This is a genomic window from Brucella sp. 22210, assembly GCF_052045675.1.
Taxonomy (GTDB): Bacteria; Pseudomonadota; Alphaproteobacteria; order Rhizobiales; family Rhizobiaceae; genus Brucella.
The window spans coordinates 155,114-172,111 of sequence record NZ_JBQEPD010000004.1; the positions used below are offsets into that span (position 1 = coordinate 155,114).

Here is a 16,998-nt window from a genome sequence, read left to right on the forward strand (position 1 = left end):
CAAACGCAACGCGGCTTCGGATGATTCCTGCTGGAACGGATAAGCTATACCATGATTCACACTGATTCACAGTTTGCGCCTGCGCATGGACGCTATGTTCTTGACGGGCGTTGCCGTGATTAACGGTGGATATTACTCTGCCTCGATCTCTGAAATTCATCTGCCCCGGATCGTGCGTGATTCCGGCGGCAGGCTCTTCATGCAAAGGTTCATTCATGCGGCATCGACTGATCGCAGCCGGGCTTTTTTCCTGCCTGGCTTATCTCGCTTCGTTTACGGCACAGGCTGCTGCTGCCGAACCGATCAAGGTCAAGGTTTTCATCGCGGCCATGTTCGAGATCGGGCAGAATAGCGGCGATCGAGCAGGCGAGTTTCAATGGTGGTATGAGCGCTATTGGAAAGACGCCAAGCCCATCGAAGTGAAAGGCGCGCTGAAGCCGGTTTATTGCAATGACGACGGTGTCTGCGGCTCGGTGCTGGGCATGGGCAAGGTCAATTCATCGGCCAGTATGCAGGCCATTCTTCTCGATCCGGCCTTCGACTTCTCGAAGAGCTATTACATTCTGTCGGGCGTTGCCGGTACGCCGCCATCGCGCGGCACCATCGGTGATGTGAGCTGGGCGACCTGGCTGGTCGATGACGATCTCGGCCATCGCTGGGCACCGGAAGAAGGCAAAGCCGGCGAGCCGGTTTTCATGCCGCGCAAGGGCTATGAGGATTATCGCGTTTTCAAGCTCAATCCCGATCTGGTTGCGGCTGCCATGCGCCTTGGCTCGAAGGTGGAGCTGCGCGATTCGCAGGAAGCCCAGAACTACCGCATGCGGTATCCGGACAAGGCTGCGCAGGCCAAGCCATCCCTGAAGACCGGCACGCATATGACTGGCGATACATTCTTTCATGGCCCCGGCCTGTCGAAAGAAGCGCAGTACATCGCACATCTCTACGGTGCCGATGATTATCTCGTGACTGAAATGGAAGCGGCAGCGATCACGCTGGTCATCAAGCGCCAGTTCGGCACGGATCGTATTGCCAGCCTGCGTGGCGCGGTGAATTTCGATCAGGGCAACCCGAATGAAACCACCTTGCAGCACCTCGACCCGGCTCCGGGTCAGACGGCAGGCGGTTTCGCCGAGACGGTGCAGAATATCTATCTCGTCGGTTCGCCGCTGGTCGATGACATTGTCGCCCATTGGGACAAGTGGGAGGCCGGAGCGCCGAAGGCCGACTGAAAATAGACACGTGCCGAAGGCCGACTGAAAATAGACACGTGCCGAAGGCCGACTAAAAACATAGGTTTGTGCCGAAGGCCGACTGAAAACGTAGGCCCGTGCCGAAGGCTCAATAGAGATTGTGGAATGAAAAAGGGCTGCCGGAGACGGCAGCCCTTTTTAATGGTGTGAACCGGGACTGCCGGATCAGGCATTCATGCTTTTCTTGACGGCGCGGGCCTCGCTATTGGCCCCCTTTGGTGCGCTGTCGAGCCGCTTCAGGCGCTTTTCTTCTGCTTCGATATAGTTGCGCGTCAGCGGAACCGATTCCTGCCGGTGCGCAATCTGGATGTGGAACACCATCATGTTCTGCCAGCGGAACGCGCTTTCCGATGCGGCAAGATAAAACTCCCACATGCGGCAGAAGCGTTCGTCATAAAGCGCCTTGGCCTGCGCGCGATTGGCCATGAAGGCCTCACGCCAGGCCTTGAGCGTTTCCGCATAATGCAGCCGCAGGATTTCGATGTCGGTGACATAGAGCCCGGCCTTTTCGATATGCGGTAGCACTTCCGACAAAGCAGGGATATAGCCGCCCGGGAAGATATATTTGCGGATGAACGGATTGGTCGCGCCCGGCCCGTCGGCACGCCCGATGGCATGCAGCAGGAACACGCCGTCCGGCTTCATCAGTCGCGCCACATGCTGGAAATATTCCGCAAAATGGCCGACACCGACATGCTCGAACATGCCGACCGAAACCAGCCGGTCGAACTTGTCATCGATGTTGCGATAATCGGTCAGCTCGAACTTGGCGCGATCCGAAAGTCCTTCATCCACGGCGCGCTGATTGGCGATGCCGTGCTGTTCTTCCGACAAGGTCACGCCGGTCACATTGGCCTTGAGGTGGCGGGCGAGATACAGGCCCATGCCGCCCCAGCCGCAGCCGATATCCAGCACCTTTTGGCCTTCCTTCACCAGCAGCTTCGCCGCGATATGGCGCTTCTTGGCGAGCTGCGCCTCGGCGAGCGTTGCATTTGGTGTTTCGAAATAGGCACAGGAATACTGCTTGTCCGGATCGAGAAACAGGTCGTAAAGCTCGCCGGACAGGTCGTAATGGCTTTTGATATTGTCGGACGAACGCGCAATCGTGTTCATCTGCTGGAAGCGGCGGAACAGAATGCGCAGCTTTGCAAGCGCCTTCATCCAAGGCTCAGTCGCGGCGGTCGGCCCGGTATTTTCGAATACGATCTGGAGCAGCGTGTAAATATCACCGTCCAGAAAGTCGATCTCGCCGTCCATGAAGCATTCGGCGAGTTTCAGTTCGGGGTCGAGCGCTACGGCGCGCTCGGCGTGCTTCGTCTTGAAGTGTATATGAACCGGCACACCGGTCTTGTCGCCATACTGTGAACGCGCACCACTAGAATCGGTGACCGTCAGGTCTCCGGTTTTAATCATATGCGAAAGAACAGTACGCATCATTCCATACATCGGCCCCATCTCCTTTTATGGATGAGGCAGGCGTAGCATCCATGCGGTTGCATGGCAGGCGGCTTGTGTATCCTCTTGTCGAGCCACACTGTCATTAGATTTTCAGGCAGTGGTCCATCAGGTCTACCGGCCTTGGGAACGCTGTCTTAAGCAACGCGGACGTTTCCGTCTGCACCCTCTCCAATACATTACCAAGGAGAAGAATAGGCAGTTTTCCCGTTCTGGAAAGAGAAAATGCCCGGCGGAGGCCGCCGGGCATGATCATTTAAAGTTTACCACCATTGGAACGCCTATTACGAAAACAGGCTTTCTGGAGATAATAGGTGGCTAATTAAGCCTGGTCTTCAGCTTCTTCGTCTTCGTCGAAGACTTCTTCCGAAAGCGGGGCTTCTTCGATGCCGTAGATGGCTTCGATCGAGGTGAGGTCTTCACCCTTTGCCTGACGTTCAGCTTCTTCGTTCGAACGAGCGATGTTGACGGTCACTTCAACTTGAACTTCCGGATGCAGCGAAATCGAAACTTCGTGCAGGCCGATCGTCTTGATCGGATGGTTCAGTTCAACCTGGTTGCGGTGCAGGGTGAAGCCGTTTGCGGTGATGATGTCGGCGATGTCGCGGGTCGAAACCGAACCGTAGAGCTGGCCGGTTTCACCAGCCGAACGCACAACGATGAAGCTCTGGCCGCTGAGCTTTTCAGCAACGGCGCTTGCTTCGTTCTTGCGTTCCAAGTTCTGGGCTTCGAGCTGAGCGCGCTGGCCTTCGAACTTCTTCTTGTTGGCTTCGTTGGCACGAAGAGCCTTGCCCTGCGGGAGCAGGAAGTTACGGGCATAGCCGTCCTTGACCTTGACGGTTTCGCCCATCTGGCCGAGGCGGCCAATGCGTTCCAGAAGAATGACTTCCATTGGAGTTTCCTTTCGAGTGTTTGATTCGGGTTACTGTTGTTTATCGGTGCTCTTGTCGCTGCCCGGAATTTTCGAGATCGGCGCGCCACGCGACGTATCGAAAAGGCCGACAACCATGAAGACGAAGAGCAGGAATGCGAAGAGAATGATTGCAAGATAGGCAAACCACAGCGCCACCGGGCGCCATACCTTGCCGCGTGTGCGCATATGCATGATGGCAAGACCTGCCATCATGAAGCCTGCGCCGAGTGCGCCCACCACCACGGTTGCCACCAGACCGGCGGCGCCCGAGAAGAAGGCGACAGCAAGCGCGATTGCGAAAACGATCAGCGCCGGCCGCGGCATGCGCAGCGTTGCGGGCCAATCGTCACGCGGACGGCGCAGACGCCCCGACATGGCGGTCAGGCGCAGCGCCAGATAGAGATTACCGACCAGAATGGCGAGGCAGGTGGCGGGCTGGATCGCCGGAAGGGCGAACATCAGCAGCGCCGACATCGTGTCGCGCATTTCATCGCTGGCGGTGAATTGTGGGTCAGCTTCCGCAACGCGGTCGATAACCGTATTGGCCAGCTCCCGGGCCATATCCGGGCCGAAGCCGAGAATTGCGCCGATGACGACGAAGGAGACCGCAACCATCAAGGCGAGGCGGAAAACGATATCCGACAGCGGATACCAGACCATCACGTCCTTCGGTCCGCCCAGTTCTTCGGCGGGACGCGCAAGACCGGACAGATATGCGCCGACGGCGGCAGGGACATAGCTCGTCAGCGCCATCAGCAGGGCGGCCATCGGAACGGCAAAAACGCCGACAGCGACGGTTGCGACGGCTGCTGCAACGATACCGGCGGTGGAACCCCAGCCGAGTGCCGCAACGAAGATGGGAAGCGGTGTCAGGAAATACAGAACCATCGCCATGCCCGACTGGACAATGACGCCGGACGACATCAATGCCGAGGCAAGCCCCGCCAATATGCCGACACCAACTATGGTTCCGTTGAATTTCATCAGTCTCGCTGTCCTGCTCCGGCAATTCCGGTTTTGCAGTTAGAGACGGCACGAGGGCTGCGTCTCAACTTGGGTTTTTAGTACACTCCGTCGCGCCCATCGCGATGGAGGAAAGGGGTCCGGGAGGCAAACTCTGAAGAGAATGCCTCCCGAAAAAGTCTTACTTCACAACGTAAGGCAGCAGGCCGAGGAAACGAGCGCGCTTGATCGCCTTGGCGAGTTCACGCTGCTTCTTCTGGCTGACAGCCGTAATACGGGAAGGAACGATCTTGCCGCGTTCGGAAATGTAACGCTGCAGAAGCTTGATGTCCTTGTAGTCGATCTTCGGTGCGTTTGCGCCGGAGAACGGGCACGTCTTGCGACGGCGATGGAAAGGACGGCGGGTCGGGATCTGATTGATATCAACCATGATTATGCTCCTTCACCAGCTTCGTTGTCGCGCGGGCGACGTGGGCCGCGATCACCGCGATCGCCGCGATCACCGCGATCGAAACCACCTTCACGGCGGCGCGGACGGTCATCACCATCACGCTCGCGACGGTCGTCACGGCGGGTCAGCATAGCCGACTGGCCTTCTTCGTGTTCTTCAACGCGAATGGTCATGAAGCGCAGGACGTCTTCATTGATACGCATCTGACGTTCCATTTCAGCAACGGCAGCAGCCGGAGCGTCGATGTTCAGAAGCGTATAATACGCCTTACGGTTCTTGTTGATACGGTAGGTGAGGGGACGCAGACCCCAAGCTTCGACCTTACCGACCTTGCCGCCATTAGCTTCGAGGACACCCTTGTACTGTTCGACGAGAGCGTCGACCTGCTGCTGGGAAATGTCCTGGCGGGCAAGAAGCACATGTTCATAAAGAGCCATTGGCTTTGCCTTTCTTCGTTATATCACGCCGACACCAGCGGCTAAGCCCCTGCGACTTCTCTTTTGCCGGAAAACCGGTGAAGAAAGGACGCGTACTTGAGACGGTCGAGAGCGGAGACACGGGAGGCAGAAGCGCTTATGACTTCCAACGTGCTATCCTGCATTTTACAGCAAGAAGACACGGCCCTCCGTTCAGCCCCCAGCTGGTGCCGAGCAATGAACGGGCGGCTATTACGTGTTTTTCCCCTTGTTTGCAAGCGCGATATCCCCGAAAAACCGACAAATGCTTGACTTTTCGCCCAAGGCTAAGGCACATCGCGCCAAATTGTGCATTAATTGCAGGGCATGTCGGCGAAAACGGATACCGGTTTCGACATTATCATATGCTTAAAACCAGAATGAGGCATCAATGGCGGTAGCATTTACCTTTCCCGGACAGGGCAGCCAGGCGGTAGGCATGGGCAAGGCCCTGGCCGAACAGTTCGCGGAAGCGCGCGCCGTCTTTGACGAAGTGGACGCAGCGCTCGGCGAAAAGCTGTCCGCCACCATGTTCGAAGGCCCGGAAGACGTTCTGACACTCACCGCCAATGCACAGCCTGCGTTGATGGCCGTGTCGATGGCCGTCCTGCGCGTTATGGAAGCGCGTGGCTTCTCGCTGAAGGAAAAGGTTTCCTACGTAGCCGGTCATTCGCTGGGCGAATATTCGGCGCTTTGCGCTGCCGGCACATTCTCGCTTGCCGATACGGCGCGTCTCCTGCGCATTCGCGGCAATGCGATGCAGAAGGCTGTTCCGGTTGGCGAAGGCGCGATGGCCGCCATCATCGGTCTGGAACATGGCGACGTTGAAGCGATCTGCACGGAAGCCAAGGCTTCCGGTTCTGTTCAGATTGCCAATGACAATGGCGGCGGCCAGCTGGTAATTTCCGGTTCCAAGGCTGCGGTCGAGCTGGCGGCTTCGCTTGCGTCCGAGAAGGGCGCCAAGCGCGCCATCATGCTGCCGGTGTCCGCACCCTTCCATTCGACCCTGATGGCGCCTGCCGCCGATGCGATGCGCGAAGCGCTGGCCACTGTCGAAAAGCACAATCCGGTTGTGCCGCTCATCGCCAATGTGCGCGCAGCGCCGGTGATCGACGCCAACGAAATTGCCGATCTGCTGGTCGAACAGGTAACGGGTCAGGTGCGCTGGCGCGAGACCGTGGAATGGTTTGCCGCCAATGGCGTGACTTCGCTTTATGAAGTAGGTTCGGGCAAGGTTCTGACCGGTCTGGCGCGTCGCATCTCCAAGGATGTGTCTGGCGCTGCCGTTGGTTCGGCTGAAGAAATCGAAGCAGCGATAGCGTCGTTATCTTGAAGTTCGCTCGCCGTTGATATCGATCTCGGAGGCGAACTTCGAGATTAAAACGACGCTAGAAATATTTAGTTGCTAGTGTCCTTTCGTTTCTGAAATTCGTATTGATCTCGATATGGGCGGGATGCGAATTTCAGAAACGGGACACTAGCTGCTCTCAACGCTTAAAAGGGATTTCGCATGTTTGATCTGACTGGCCGCAAGGCTCTCGTAACCGGTGCGACCGGCGGTCTGGGTGAAGCGATTGCTCGCGCTCTCCATGCACAGGGCGCTATTGTCGGCCTGCATGGCACGCGCGAAGAAAAGCTGAAGGAACTGGCTGCCGAACTCGGCGACCGTACTTTCATCTTCCCGGCCAATCTGTCGGACCGCGAAGCCGTTAAGGCGCTCGGCCAGAAGGCGGACGAAGAGTTGGGCGGCGTTGATATTCTGGTCAACAATGCCGGTATCACCCGCGACGGTCTGTTCGTGCGCATGAGCGACGAAGACTGGGATGCTGTTCTCAACGTCAATCTCACCTCGGTTTTCAACCTGACGCGTGAGCTGACCCATCCGATGATGCGCCGCCGCAATGGCCGCATTATCAACATCACTTCCATCGTCGGCGTGACCGGAAATCCGGGTCAGGCGAATTATTGCGCATCGAAGGCGGGTCTTATCGGCTTCTCCAAGTCGCTGGCGCAGGAAATCGCGAGCCGCAATGTGACGGTGAACTGCATTGCGCCGGGCTTCATCGAATCGGCCATGACCGACAAGCTGAACGACAAGCAGAAAGAAGCGATCATGGCCAATATTCCCATGAAGCGCATGGGCGTGGGCGCTGATATCGCTGCTGCTGTGGTCTATCTGGCCAGCGATCAGGCCGGTTACGTGACGGGCCAGACGCTGCACATCAATGGCGGCATGGCCATGATCTGATCCCCTTCACCCCCCTGAATTATGGTATAAAATACCTTAATAGCGGGGGCGTGACAGGAAAAGGCGCTTTGCCTCGCCCAAGAAGCGTGGTAATGCGCCCATCGAGAGTTGCGGTGTTTCTAATGGAAATGCCGCGATCCTGTTCCGAAAGGAATATCCACAGGATGGCTGTCCGGGCGACATCGCTTGAAGCTGACAGGCATCTTATAACTTGATTACAATCCTGCATGCCGCTAACCAAGGCAGAGCAACAAACACACAGGTCGAGGTTCCGACATGAGCGATACCGCAGAGCGCGTCAAGAAAATCGTTGTTGAACATCTGGGCGTAGATGCCGACAAGGTCACGGAAGGCGCAAGCTTCATTGATGATCTCGGCGCAGACAGCCTCGACACCGTCGAGCTGGTCATGGCTTTCGAAGAAGAATTCGGCGTTGAAATTCCTGACGACGCTGCAGAAACGATCCTCACGGTCGGCGACGCCGTGAAGTTCATCGACAAGGCTTCTGCCTAATCAGAACCAGAGTTGAGGGCTGGGCTCTTCGGATCCCGGCCCTGCCTGTATTCTGAGCTATAGTCTGACATTGCCGGATGCGGCGCCTTTGCAAAGAGGCCGCTCGTGTTCGGGAATGCCAGCAGCTACAACGTACAGAACAGTCTTATGGATGTCTGTGCGTGCCGTTTTCGGCATTCAAGTGAATTTGCCGGGATGCCAAGTGTCGTCCAAGTTTCGACTGGCTCCTGTGACAGACTCCGATTTAACGATTGGAGCATCATCCCTTATAACAGGCCCGGACGTTGCATCTGCCGGTGAAAGCCTGCGGATCGATGCTCGTGACATAACAGTTTTAAGGGGTGGATATGAGGCGTGTCGTCATCACCGGTCTCGGTCTGGTGTCACCGCTTGCAAGCGGTGTGGAAGAGTCCTGGAAGCGGCTTCTGGCTGGCGAAAGCGGGGCTCGCCGCATCACGGAATTCGAGGTTGATGATCTGGCCTGCCAGATTGCCTGCCGCATTCCGGTAGGCGATGGTACCAACGGCACGTTCAATGCCGACCTCCATATGGAGCCCAAGGAACAGCGCAAGGTCGATCCGTTCATCGTCTATGCCGTCGGCGCTGCCGATCAGGCACTGGATGACGCGAACTGGCATCCCGAGAGCGACGAAGATCAGGTGCGCACCGGCGTTCTGATCGGTTCCGGCATTGGCGGCATCGAAGGCATCGTCGAAGCAGGCTACACGCTGCGCGACAAGGGCCCACGCCGTATTTCCCCGTTCTTCATTCCCGGTCGTCTGATCAACCTGGCTTCCGGCCATGTGTCGATCAAGCACAATCTGCGCGGCCCGAACCATTCGGTTGTTACCGCCTGCGCAACGGGCACGCACGCCATTGGCGATGCCGCACGCCTGATCGCTTTTGGCGATGCCGACGTGATGGTTGCCGGTGGTACGGAATCGCCGGTGAGCCGCATTTCGCTGGCGGGCTTTGCAGCCTGCAAGGCGCTTTCCACCAAGCGCAACGACGATCCGACTGCCGCGTCGCGTCCTTATGACGATGACCGTGACGGTTTCGTCATGGGCGAAGGTGCTGGCGTTGTGGTTCTGGAAGAACTCGAACACGCGTTGGCGCGTGGCGCGAAGATCTATGCCGAAGTGATCGGTTACGGCCTGTCGGGCGATGCCTATCACATCACCGCTCCGACCGAGAGCGGCGAAGGCGCCGAGCGCTGCATGGTTGCGGCTCTCAAGCGCGCTGAAATCACGCCGGACCAGATCGACTACATCAATGCCCATGGCACATCGACCATGGCTGATACGATCGAGCTCGGCGCTGTTGAGCGTGTGGTCGGCGATGCGGCTTCGAAGATTTCCATGTCCTCGACCAAGTCGTCCATCGGCCATCTTCTGGGTGCTGCCGGTGCTGCCGAAGCGATTTTCTCGACGCTGGCCATTCGCGACAATGTTGCGCCTGCGACCCTCAATCTCGACAATCCGGCAGTTCAGACCAAGATCGATCTGGTGCCGCACAAGGCGCGTGAACGCAAGATCGACGTGGCCCTGTCGAACTCCTTCGGATTCGGCGGAACCAACGCTTCGCTGGTGCTGCGTCGCTATTCCTGACCGGCTTTTCTGGTCGGAAAGTCAAAATCTAATAGGAATAAATAAAAACGCGGGGATTTCTCCGCGTTTTTGCCAAAATATAACCGGAAGCGATATTTAAAATCTGCAACAGCGGTTAGGGTAAGCCTGCTTCGGCTGCTTTAGAGCGTCGAAGGCATGAATTGCGGAGAGCCGCTCGGGACGGACAGGTGACGCATTGTTGCGGCGCCGTCTGTCAAGGCCACAGGACCGAGGTGATGGAGTGAATTCAGAGGTAAAGCCCGGGGAACAACCCGGAAACAACTCTGCCGAAGAGCAAGCGAAGGCTGCAAAGCCCGAAACGCCGTCGGAAACGACAGCGGCGGCAAAGCCGTTTGTTCCCAAATCCGCGTCCGAAGCCCTGCGCCCTGAACCTGGCACGCCGCCGCCGCGCAAGCGTTCGCGCCATGCGCGCAGCCAGATCGTCGTGTTCATGAATTTCATGCTGTCGCTGGTCGTGCTGGCTTTGCTCGGCGCATCGGCGCTGTTCTATTTCGGCAAGATGCAGTTCGACGGTCCGGGACCGCTGACAGACGCCACCACTTTCCTGGTCAAGCGCGGCGCTGGCATTTCCGAAGTGACGAACAGCCTCGAAGCCCGCGAAATCATCAGCGATGGACGTATTTTCCGGTTCGGCATGCGCGCCTATGGTCACGAAAACGACCTCAAGGCCGGTGAATATGCCATTCCGGCTGGCGCAACCATGCGCGACGTGATGAATATTCTCATCAGCGGCAAGTCGATCATGTATCCGCTGACGGTCCCTGAAGGGCTGACCGTCAAGCAGATTTTCGACCGTATATCCGCCGATCCGATCCTTGTGGGCGATATGCCGAAGGATTTTCCGCCGGAAGGGTCGCTGTTTACCGACACGCTGCACTTCACGCGCGGCACCTCGCGTACCGAAATCATTGACCGCATGGTCGCTTCGCAAAAGAAGCTGGTTGACGATATCTGGGCGAAGCGCGGCCCGGACCTGCCGGTCAAGGATCGCAATCAATTCGTAACGCTGGCTTCCATCGTCGAGAAGGAAACGGGCATCGCATCCGAGCGTCCGCATGTTGCTTCGGTCTTCGTCAATCGTCTGAACAAGAATATGCGCCTGCAATCGGACCCGACGATCATCTACGGCCTGTTCGGCGGCGCGGGCAAACCGTCCGACCGTCCGATTTTCAAGTCGGATATCGAAAAGCCAACACCCTACAACACCTATGTCATCAATGGCTTGCCGCCGACGCCGATTGCCAATCCGGGCAAGGCGGCACTTGAGGCGGTGGCCAATCCGCTCAACACGCAAGACCTGTATTTCGTAGCGGATGGTACTGGTGGGCATGTCTTCTCGAAGACCTTGCAGGAACACAACGCCAATGTTCGCAAGTGGCGCAATGTGGAACAGCAGAACAGCACTGGTAGTGCCGCTGGTGGCCAGAATACAAATCAGAGCAACGGCCAGAGTGCGGGGCAGTAAAAGCTGTTGAAACGTATCTGTGCGAATTTTTCAGAGCCGGTTGCTGAATAGCGCCGGCTCTGTATGTTTGATTGAATACAGTGTTTTTGCGTGTTGAGGCGAGGCGCTTTGAGTGAGTTTCGATGCACAGGCAGGCCAGTCGCCCCTGTGCACAGTTGAGGGGAACGGCGCATGGCGCTCCAGAGCATGACCGGATTTGCGCGCTACGCAGCGCAGCACGACGGCGCCAATGGCGAGGCGCGCATCGTTTGGGAAGTGCGCTCGGTCAATGGCAAGGGGCTTGATCTGCGCCTGCGCCTGCCACAAGGGCTTGAAGCCGCCGAACATCCGGTGCGGTCCATGCTGGCCCGCCATTTCTCCCGCGGTAATTTTCAGGCGAGCCTCAGTGTCGAGCGTGCCGACGAGCAGGCCAATTTTGTCATCAACCATGCCATGCTGGCCGAGGTGCTGAAACTTGGCGCGGAATTGCAGGAAAAGCATGGTCTGGCGCCTGCAAGTGTCGATGGTGTTCTGTCGCTGCGTGGGATGATCGATCAGGCGCAGGTTGCGGAAGATGACGATGCCCGCACCGGGCTGGAAGCGGCTATCGTGGCAGCCTTCGAAGGCGCCCTGAAAGCCATTGCCGAGGCGAGGGCGCAGGAAGGCAAGGCGCTTTTCACGATCTTGTCCGGCCATGTCGATACGATCGGCCGTCTGACGGAAGCGGCGCGTCAGGACCCGTCGCGGAGCACGGACGCCATCAAGGCGCGGCTCGCCGCGCAGGTTGCGCTGCTGCTCGATGGCCCGCGCGATCTGGATGAAGCCCGGCTTTATCAGGAAGCGGCCTTCCTTGCGACCAAGGCGGACATTCAGGAAGAGCTGGACCGGCTCGACACCCATGTCGCCTCCGCACACAAATTGCTCGCCGATGGCGGGCCTGCCGGGCGCAAGCTCGATTTTCTTTCACAGGAATTTAATCGTGAAGCGAATACACTGTGTTCCAAATCGAACGCGGCGTCGATCACGGCCATCGGGCTGGAACTGAAAGCGGTCGTCGATCAGTTTCGCGAACAAGTACAGAATCTGGAGTAACAGTACATGGCCATCTCTTCAGTTGAAAATGGCGTCGCGCGCAGAGGCTTGATGGTGGTGATCTCGTCGCCGTCGGGCGCTGGAAAATCCACAATTGCCCGGCTGTTGCTGGAAGACAAGAAGATGGACCTTTCGCTGTCGATCAGCGTGACGACGCGCCAGCGCCGTCCAAGCGAGATCGAAGGGGTGCATTATCACTTCAAGACCATTCGCGAGTTCGAGCGCCTGCGCGACAATGACGAACTGATCGAATGGGCGGAAGTGCACGGCAATTTCTACGGCACTTTGCGCGAAACCGCCGAGATTGCGCTGGCCGACGGTCAGGACATGCTGTTCGACATCGACTGGCAGGGCGCTGACCAGCTTCAGGCCAAGATGCCCGCCGATGTGGTGTCGATCTTCATCCTGCCGCCGACGATGCGCGAATTGCAGCAGCGCCTCAACCGCCGTGCGGAAGACACGCCGGAAGTGATCGAGACGCGCTTGCAGAACGCCCGTTTTGAAATCCAGAAATGGGTGAAATACGATTATATCGTCATCAACGAAGACCTCGACCGCTCCTTTGCGGCGATCAAGTCGATCATCGAGGCCGAGCGCCTGCGTCGTGACCGCCGCCCCGGCCTGTTCGATTTCGTGACCGGCCTGCTCGAAGAAGAGCCGGGCATCTGAGCCAGAGCATTAGAGCATTTCCAGCAAAAGTGCGTAGCGCCTACGCAGGGAAATCAGTCCACTGGACTGATTTCTGATCCTGCTTCGATGCGTAGGATAATGCGTAAAAACAAATAGATAGAGCGGTTCCACGATTCCGTTTTAACCGGAACCGCTCTGGCAATAAAACCGCCCTTGAGGCGGTTTTATTTTAAGCGATTGCAGGCTGCATCAGGCGAGAGCAGCTATGGCGTCCAGACGGGCCTTGTGTTCGGCGCTGATCGTCAAGGCAGCCGCGGCGATATTCTGGCGCAGATGGGTTCTGCGCGATGTGCCGGGGATCAGCAGAATATTCGGGCTGCGTTGCAGAAGCTAGGCCAGAGCCACGCTTTGCGGGCTTTCGCCCATTTCTTCCGCGACCCGGTTCAGTTCGTCCGTCTGCAACGGGTTGAAGCCGCCCAGCGGGAAGAAGGGGACGTAAGGGATACCGTCTTCAGCCAGATGGTCGATCATGGCCTCATCGCTTCGGTTCACCAGATTATAGAGGTTCTGCACACAGACAATCGGGGCGATGTCGCGCGCTGTCTGGAGTTGCTTTGGGTCGATATTGCTGATGCCGATATGGCCGAGCAGGCCTTCATCCTGCATCTGCCGCATGGCCCGCATGGGCGCGGCAACGTCATCGGCAGGTTCGCCCATCCGCAGATTGACGATGGCGATCTGGTCAAGACCGAGGCGTTCGAGATTGTCTTCGACAGAACGGCGCAGGAAATCCGCATCGCGCTGCAAGATCCAGTTGCCCTTGTCGTCGCGCCGCGCACCAATCTTGGTCACCAGCGTCAGCTCGGCGGGGTAGGGGTAAAGCGCCTCGCGAATGAGGCGGTTGGTCACATATGGACCGTAGAAATCGCTGGTGTCGATATGGTCGATACCGAGCGTCAAGGCTTCGCGCAGCACGGCGCGGGCTTCATCAGGGTCGCGCGGTTCACCAAACACATGCGACCCGGCAAGTTGCATCGCGCCGTAACCCATCCTGTTGACGGAAATCGAGGTGCCGGGAAAGGTGAAGCGACCGGCTGCGGCTGCCGGGCTGCTTTGAATATCCGTTACAGGGGCGGCGGAAGAATGATTGCTCATCTGAAATCTCCTTTTCCCGAACTATGACTGATCGCATAAGCATTGATAACCGGGCTTGAAGCGGATAGCTTGTTCGCTATGGCGAACAATAGGCAGCTTCTTCCCCTCGATGACGTATCGGTCTTTCTGGCGGTGGCCCGTTCCGGCGGCTTTCGCAATGCAGCGCGGTGGCTCGGCGTTTCGGCCTCCATGGTCAGCGAGACGGTCTCGCGACTGGAGGCGCGGCTGGGCGTTCCACTGTTGATCCGCACCACGCGCAGCGTTCACCTGACGGAGGCGGGCAGCGCCCTTGTGGAACGGCTTGGGCCGGTGATGGCCGAAGCGCGCGCCGCCCTTGATGAAGCTGCCAGTTCGCAGAACGAGGTGCGGGGCAGGCTGAAGCTGAACGTACCCGGCGCAGTCATGTATGACATTCTGCCGCCGCTGATCGACGGCTTTCTTGCCAAACATCCGGACGTGCAGATCGAGGTCATGGTGGATGATCGGTTCGTCGATTTCAATGCCATTGGCTGCGACGCTGGTATCCGCTATGGCGAGCATCTGGCGCAGGATATGATCGCAGTGCCCATCGGGCCGCGTCAGCAATGGGGCGCACTGATGGCTGCACCAAGCTACATAGACAAACGAGGGATGCCGCAGCATCCAGCTGACGTGCTGGAGCATGATTGTATCCGCATGCGTTTTATCAGCGGCGCGCTGACCGATTGGGAATTCGAGAAGGACGGCGAGATTGTCACGGTCGATCCGCCGGGGCGGCTGATCATCGGCACGACAGGTGTTTGGGGCGCTTTCAATCTGGCAGTGGCGGGACATGGCCTGATCTACAGTTTCCGCAACTGGCTGGAACCCTATCAGCAGCGCGGCGAACTGGTGCCGGTGCTGTCCGACTGGTGGCCAGCCTTTGACGGGCCGCATCTCTATTTCTCCAGCCGGGTCATGCCGAAGCCATTGCGCGCCTTCATCGATTATGTGCGGGCCTTGCCTTAAAAGTAGTCCCTTATCGCGCCCGCATTTCGCGGGGTGGAGTGCCGTAGGCGCGGCGATAATCGCGGCTGAACTGCGTTGGGCTTTCATAGCCGACAGCAAAAGCAACCGATGAAACCGGCACGGCGGTCTCGCTCAACTGGCGGCGCGCTTCCAGAAGCCGCAGCGCCTTTTGATATTGCAGCGGCGTGGTGGCCATGACGGATTTGAAATGCTCGTGGAAGCTGGAAGGGCTCATTCCGGCAATATCCGCCAGTTCTTCTGTGCGGATCGGGTCGTTCCAGTGCTGCTTGATATGGGTGATCGCTTTTGCGATGCGGCTTGCCGGACTGCCCGGCTGGGCCAGCTGGCGCAGCATCGCACCGTTGCGGGTCAGAAGCACACGGAAATGCAGTTCCTTGCGGATCATCGGCTCGAGAACGCGGCGTTCGAGCGGTTTGTCGCGCAGATCGAGCAGTCGTGTCATGGCATCGGTCACACCCGTATCGGCCCTGCCAGTGGCCACGGCTTCACTGCGCGCTGCCGCAATCATATCCGGCTCAATCTCGCCCTGAAGCGCGCGCAAAATCTCCAGATCGATCCGGCAGGCAAGAGCCACATAGGGCCTATCGGTGCTGGCTTCGACAATTAGCGCGCCTGTGATCAATTCGTGCGAGACTATCGCCGTCATGCCCGCATCGAAACGAACGGCGCGTTCGCCATGCAGAATTTCTTTGGCCCCCTGGAGGACCAGGCAAATCATCGGCTGATACATATCGGGCCGGATCTCCGATACGGCCGGTGAACATACCACCGTAACACCTTCGATACCTGTCGGCGCAGGATAAGGCCCCGCCGCAGTTTCCTGGGCGATTTCGATGCAGCGGGCTGCGAGATTTGAAGCATGTTCGGACATGGCAAAAGCATAGCAAGCCTTTATTTCTGGCGACACAGAAATCGGAGCCTTCGGAGGATTGGGCATGTTTCGCGGAGAAAGAGGCAGGCCGAACGAACGGGAAAGAGCCAATATAGGAACCAGAGTTCGTTGAACGAAGGGAAACTGACATGACGATTGCACTCATCACGGGCGGTAGCCGAGGGCTTGGCCGCAACGCAGCATTTCATCTGGCCAAGCAGGGCGTCGGCATCGTCCTGACCTATCAGAGCAATGCGAAAGCAGCAGAAGAGACAGTTTCCGAAATCGCAGCCGAGGGCGGCACCGCCATTGCCTTGCCGCTGGATACCGCGAAGGTTGCTAGTTTTGCGGGTTTTGCAGAAAAGCTGCGGCAGGCGCTTCAGGATAAATGGCAGCGGACGCGCTTCGACTATCTGGTGAACAATGCCGGCTATGGCGTTCACAAGCCTTTTGCCGAAACCACGGAAGAAGATTTCGACGGTCTGGTCAATGTGCATCTGAAAGGCGTCTTCTTCCTGACGCAGACCCTACTGCCACTGATCGAGGATGGCGGCAAAATCCTCAATGTCTCGACCGGGCTCGCCCGTTTTGCGCTGCCGGGCTATTCGGCCTATGCGACCATGAAGGGTGGCATCGAGGTTCTGACGCGCTATCTTGCTCGCGAGCTTGGCCCGCGCGGCATTGCGGTGAACGCGATTGCGCCCGGCGCCATCGAAACGGATTTCGGCGGCGGCTTGGTACGCGACATGCCAGAAGTCAACAAGATGATCGCGAGCACAACGGCCATGGGTCGCGTCGGTCGTCCGGACGACATTGGTGGTGCTGTGGCTGCCATTTTGTCGGGCGGCACGGGCTGGATCACCGGCCAGCGCATCGAAGTGTCCGGCGGGCAGAATATCTGACGATCTAACACTACAGTCGC

Annotated in this window: 16 protein-coding genes and 1 pseudogene; 10 read left to right on the top strand and 7 right to left on the bottom strand. The window is 58.1% G+C overall.

Annotation, left to right across the window (positions count from 1 at the left end; all coding sequences use genetic code 11):
• The first annotated feature begins 215 nt into the window (after positions 1–215).
• On the top strand, positions 216–1,229 hold the full coding sequence (locus ACTJKP_RS07800) for a purine-nucleoside phosphorylase (protein ID WP_440630236.1): 1,014 nt from the start codon (positions 216–218) through the stop codon (positions 1,227–1,229).
• 186 nt (positions 1,230–1,415) lie between these two features.
• On the opposite strand, the gene ACTJKP_RS07805 is transcribed toward ACTJKP_RS07800, so the two are convergent.
• The 5 genes from ACTJKP_RS07805 to rpsF all read right to left on the bottom strand — a co-directional run bounded on the left by ACTJKP_RS07805 (position 1,416) and on the right by rpsF (position 5,469).
• The gene (locus ACTJKP_RS07805) at positions 1,416–2,696 is read right to left on the bottom strand and encodes an SAM-dependent methyltransferase (protein WP_078338054.1); all 1,281 of its coding nucleotides are present in this window, start codon (positions 2,694–2,696) and stop codon (positions 1,416–1,418) included.
• 331 nt (positions 2,697–3,027) lie between these two features.
• A complete protein-coding gene (gene rplI, locus ACTJKP_RS07810; RefSeq protein WP_078338055.1) occupies positions 3,028–3,597 on the bottom strand; it encodes a 50S ribosomal protein L9 in 570 nt (189 codons plus the stop codon).
• Positions 3,598–3,627: 30 nt separating this feature from the next.
• The gene (locus ACTJKP_RS07815; RefSeq protein ID WP_113534703.1) at positions 3,628–4,602 is read right to left on the bottom strand and encodes a DUF2232 domain-containing protein; all 975 of its coding nucleotides are present in this window, start codon (positions 4,600–4,602) and stop codon (positions 3,628–3,630) included.
• 160 nt (positions 4,603–4,762) lie between these two features.
• Complete coding sequence (rpsR, locus tag ACTJKP_RS07820) at positions 4,763–5,011, bottom strand: 30S ribosomal protein S18 (RefSeq protein ID WP_006466219.1); 249 nt, start codon at positions 5,009–5,011, stop codon at positions 4,763–4,765.
• Positions 5,012–5,013: 2 nt separating this feature from the next.
• Positions 5,014–5,469, bottom strand: coding sequence for a 30S ribosomal protein S6 (rpsF, locus tag ACTJKP_RS07825; RefSeq protein WP_121537353.1), 456 nt, complete (start codon positions 5,467–5,469; stop codon positions 5,014–5,016).
• A gap of 409 nt (positions 5,470–5,878) precedes the next feature.
• Between rpsF and fabD the strand changes: the two genes are divergently transcribed.
• From fabD to gmk, 7 genes are all read left to right on the top strand, one after another.
• The gene (gene fabD / locus ACTJKP_RS07830) at positions 5,879–6,820 is read left to right on the top strand and encodes an ACP S-malonyltransferase (protein ID WP_440630237.1); all 942 of its coding nucleotides are present in this window, start codon (positions 5,879–5,881) and stop codon (positions 6,818–6,820) included.
• A 177-nt stretch (positions 6,821–6,997) separates the two neighbouring features.
• On the top strand, positions 6,998–7,735 hold the full coding sequence (gene fabG / locus ACTJKP_RS07835) for a 3-oxoacyl-[acyl-carrier-protein] reductase (RefSeq protein ID WP_440630238.1): 738 nt from the start codon (positions 6,998–7,000) through the stop codon (positions 7,733–7,735).
• A gap of 276 nt (positions 7,736–8,011) precedes the next feature.
• Entirely contained in the window at positions 8,012–8,248 is a 237-nt protein-coding gene (locus ACTJKP_RS07840; protein WP_002963616.1) for an acyl carrier protein, read from the top strand.
• 347 nt (positions 8,249–8,595) lie between these two features.
• On the top strand, positions 8,596–9,855 hold the full coding sequence (fabF, locus tag ACTJKP_RS07845) for a beta-ketoacyl-ACP synthase II (protein ID WP_138786576.1): 1,260 nt from the start codon (positions 8,596–8,598) through the stop codon (positions 9,853–9,855).
• 241 nt (positions 9,856–10,096) lie between these two features.
• Positions 10,097–11,341 carry an endolytic transglycosylase MltG gene (gene mltG, locus ACTJKP_RS07850; protein ID WP_440630239.1) on the top strand — a complete coding sequence of 415 codons (1,245 nt, stop codon included), beginning with the start codon at positions 10,097–10,099 and terminating at the stop codon, positions 11,339–11,341.
• A 171-nt stretch (positions 11,342–11,512) separates the two neighbouring features.
• The gene (locus ACTJKP_RS07855; protein WP_440630240.1) at positions 11,513–12,412 is read left to right on the top strand and encodes a YicC/YloC family endoribonuclease; all 900 of its coding nucleotides are present in this window, start codon (positions 11,513–11,515) and stop codon (positions 12,410–12,412) included.
• Between the two features lie 6 nt (positions 12,413–12,418).
• The gene (gene gmk / locus ACTJKP_RS07860) at positions 12,419–13,081 is read left to right on the top strand and encodes a guanylate kinase (protein ID WP_078338062.1); all 663 of its coding nucleotides are present in this window, start codon (positions 12,419–12,421) and stop codon (positions 13,079–13,081) included.
• A 210-nt stretch (positions 13,082–13,291) separates the two neighbouring features.
• On the opposite strand, the pseudogene ACTJKP_RS07865 reads toward gmk, so the two are convergent.
• Positions 13,292–14,197 (bottom strand): annotated as a pseudogene (locus ACTJKP_RS07865) (oxidoreductase).
• A 78-nt stretch (positions 14,198–14,275) separates the two neighbouring features.
• Between ACTJKP_RS07865 and ACTJKP_RS07870 the strand changes: the two are divergent.
• Entirely contained in the window at positions 14,276–15,184 is a 909-nt protein-coding gene (locus tag ACTJKP_RS07870; protein ID WP_440630241.1) for a LysR family transcriptional regulator, read from the top strand.
• Between the two features lie 10 nt (positions 15,185–15,194).
• Here the strand turns inward: ACTJKP_RS07870 and ACTJKP_RS07875 are convergent, their stop codons facing one another.
• Positions 15,195–16,076, bottom strand: a complete 882-nt coding sequence (locus ACTJKP_RS07875; RefSeq protein WP_440630242.1) for an AraC family transcriptional regulator N-terminal domain-containing protein — start codon at positions 16,074–16,076, stop codon at positions 15,195–15,197.
• Positions 16,077–16,225: 149 nt separating this feature from the next.
• Between ACTJKP_RS07875 and ACTJKP_RS07880 the strand changes: the two genes are divergently transcribed.
• Positions 16,226–16,978 carry an SDR family NAD(P)-dependent oxidoreductase gene (locus tag ACTJKP_RS07880; protein ID WP_440630243.1) on the top strand — a complete coding sequence of 251 codons (753 nt, stop codon included), beginning with the start codon at positions 16,226–16,228 and terminating at the stop codon, positions 16,976–16,978.
• The last annotated feature ends 20 nt before the right edge of the window (positions 16,979–16,998 follow it).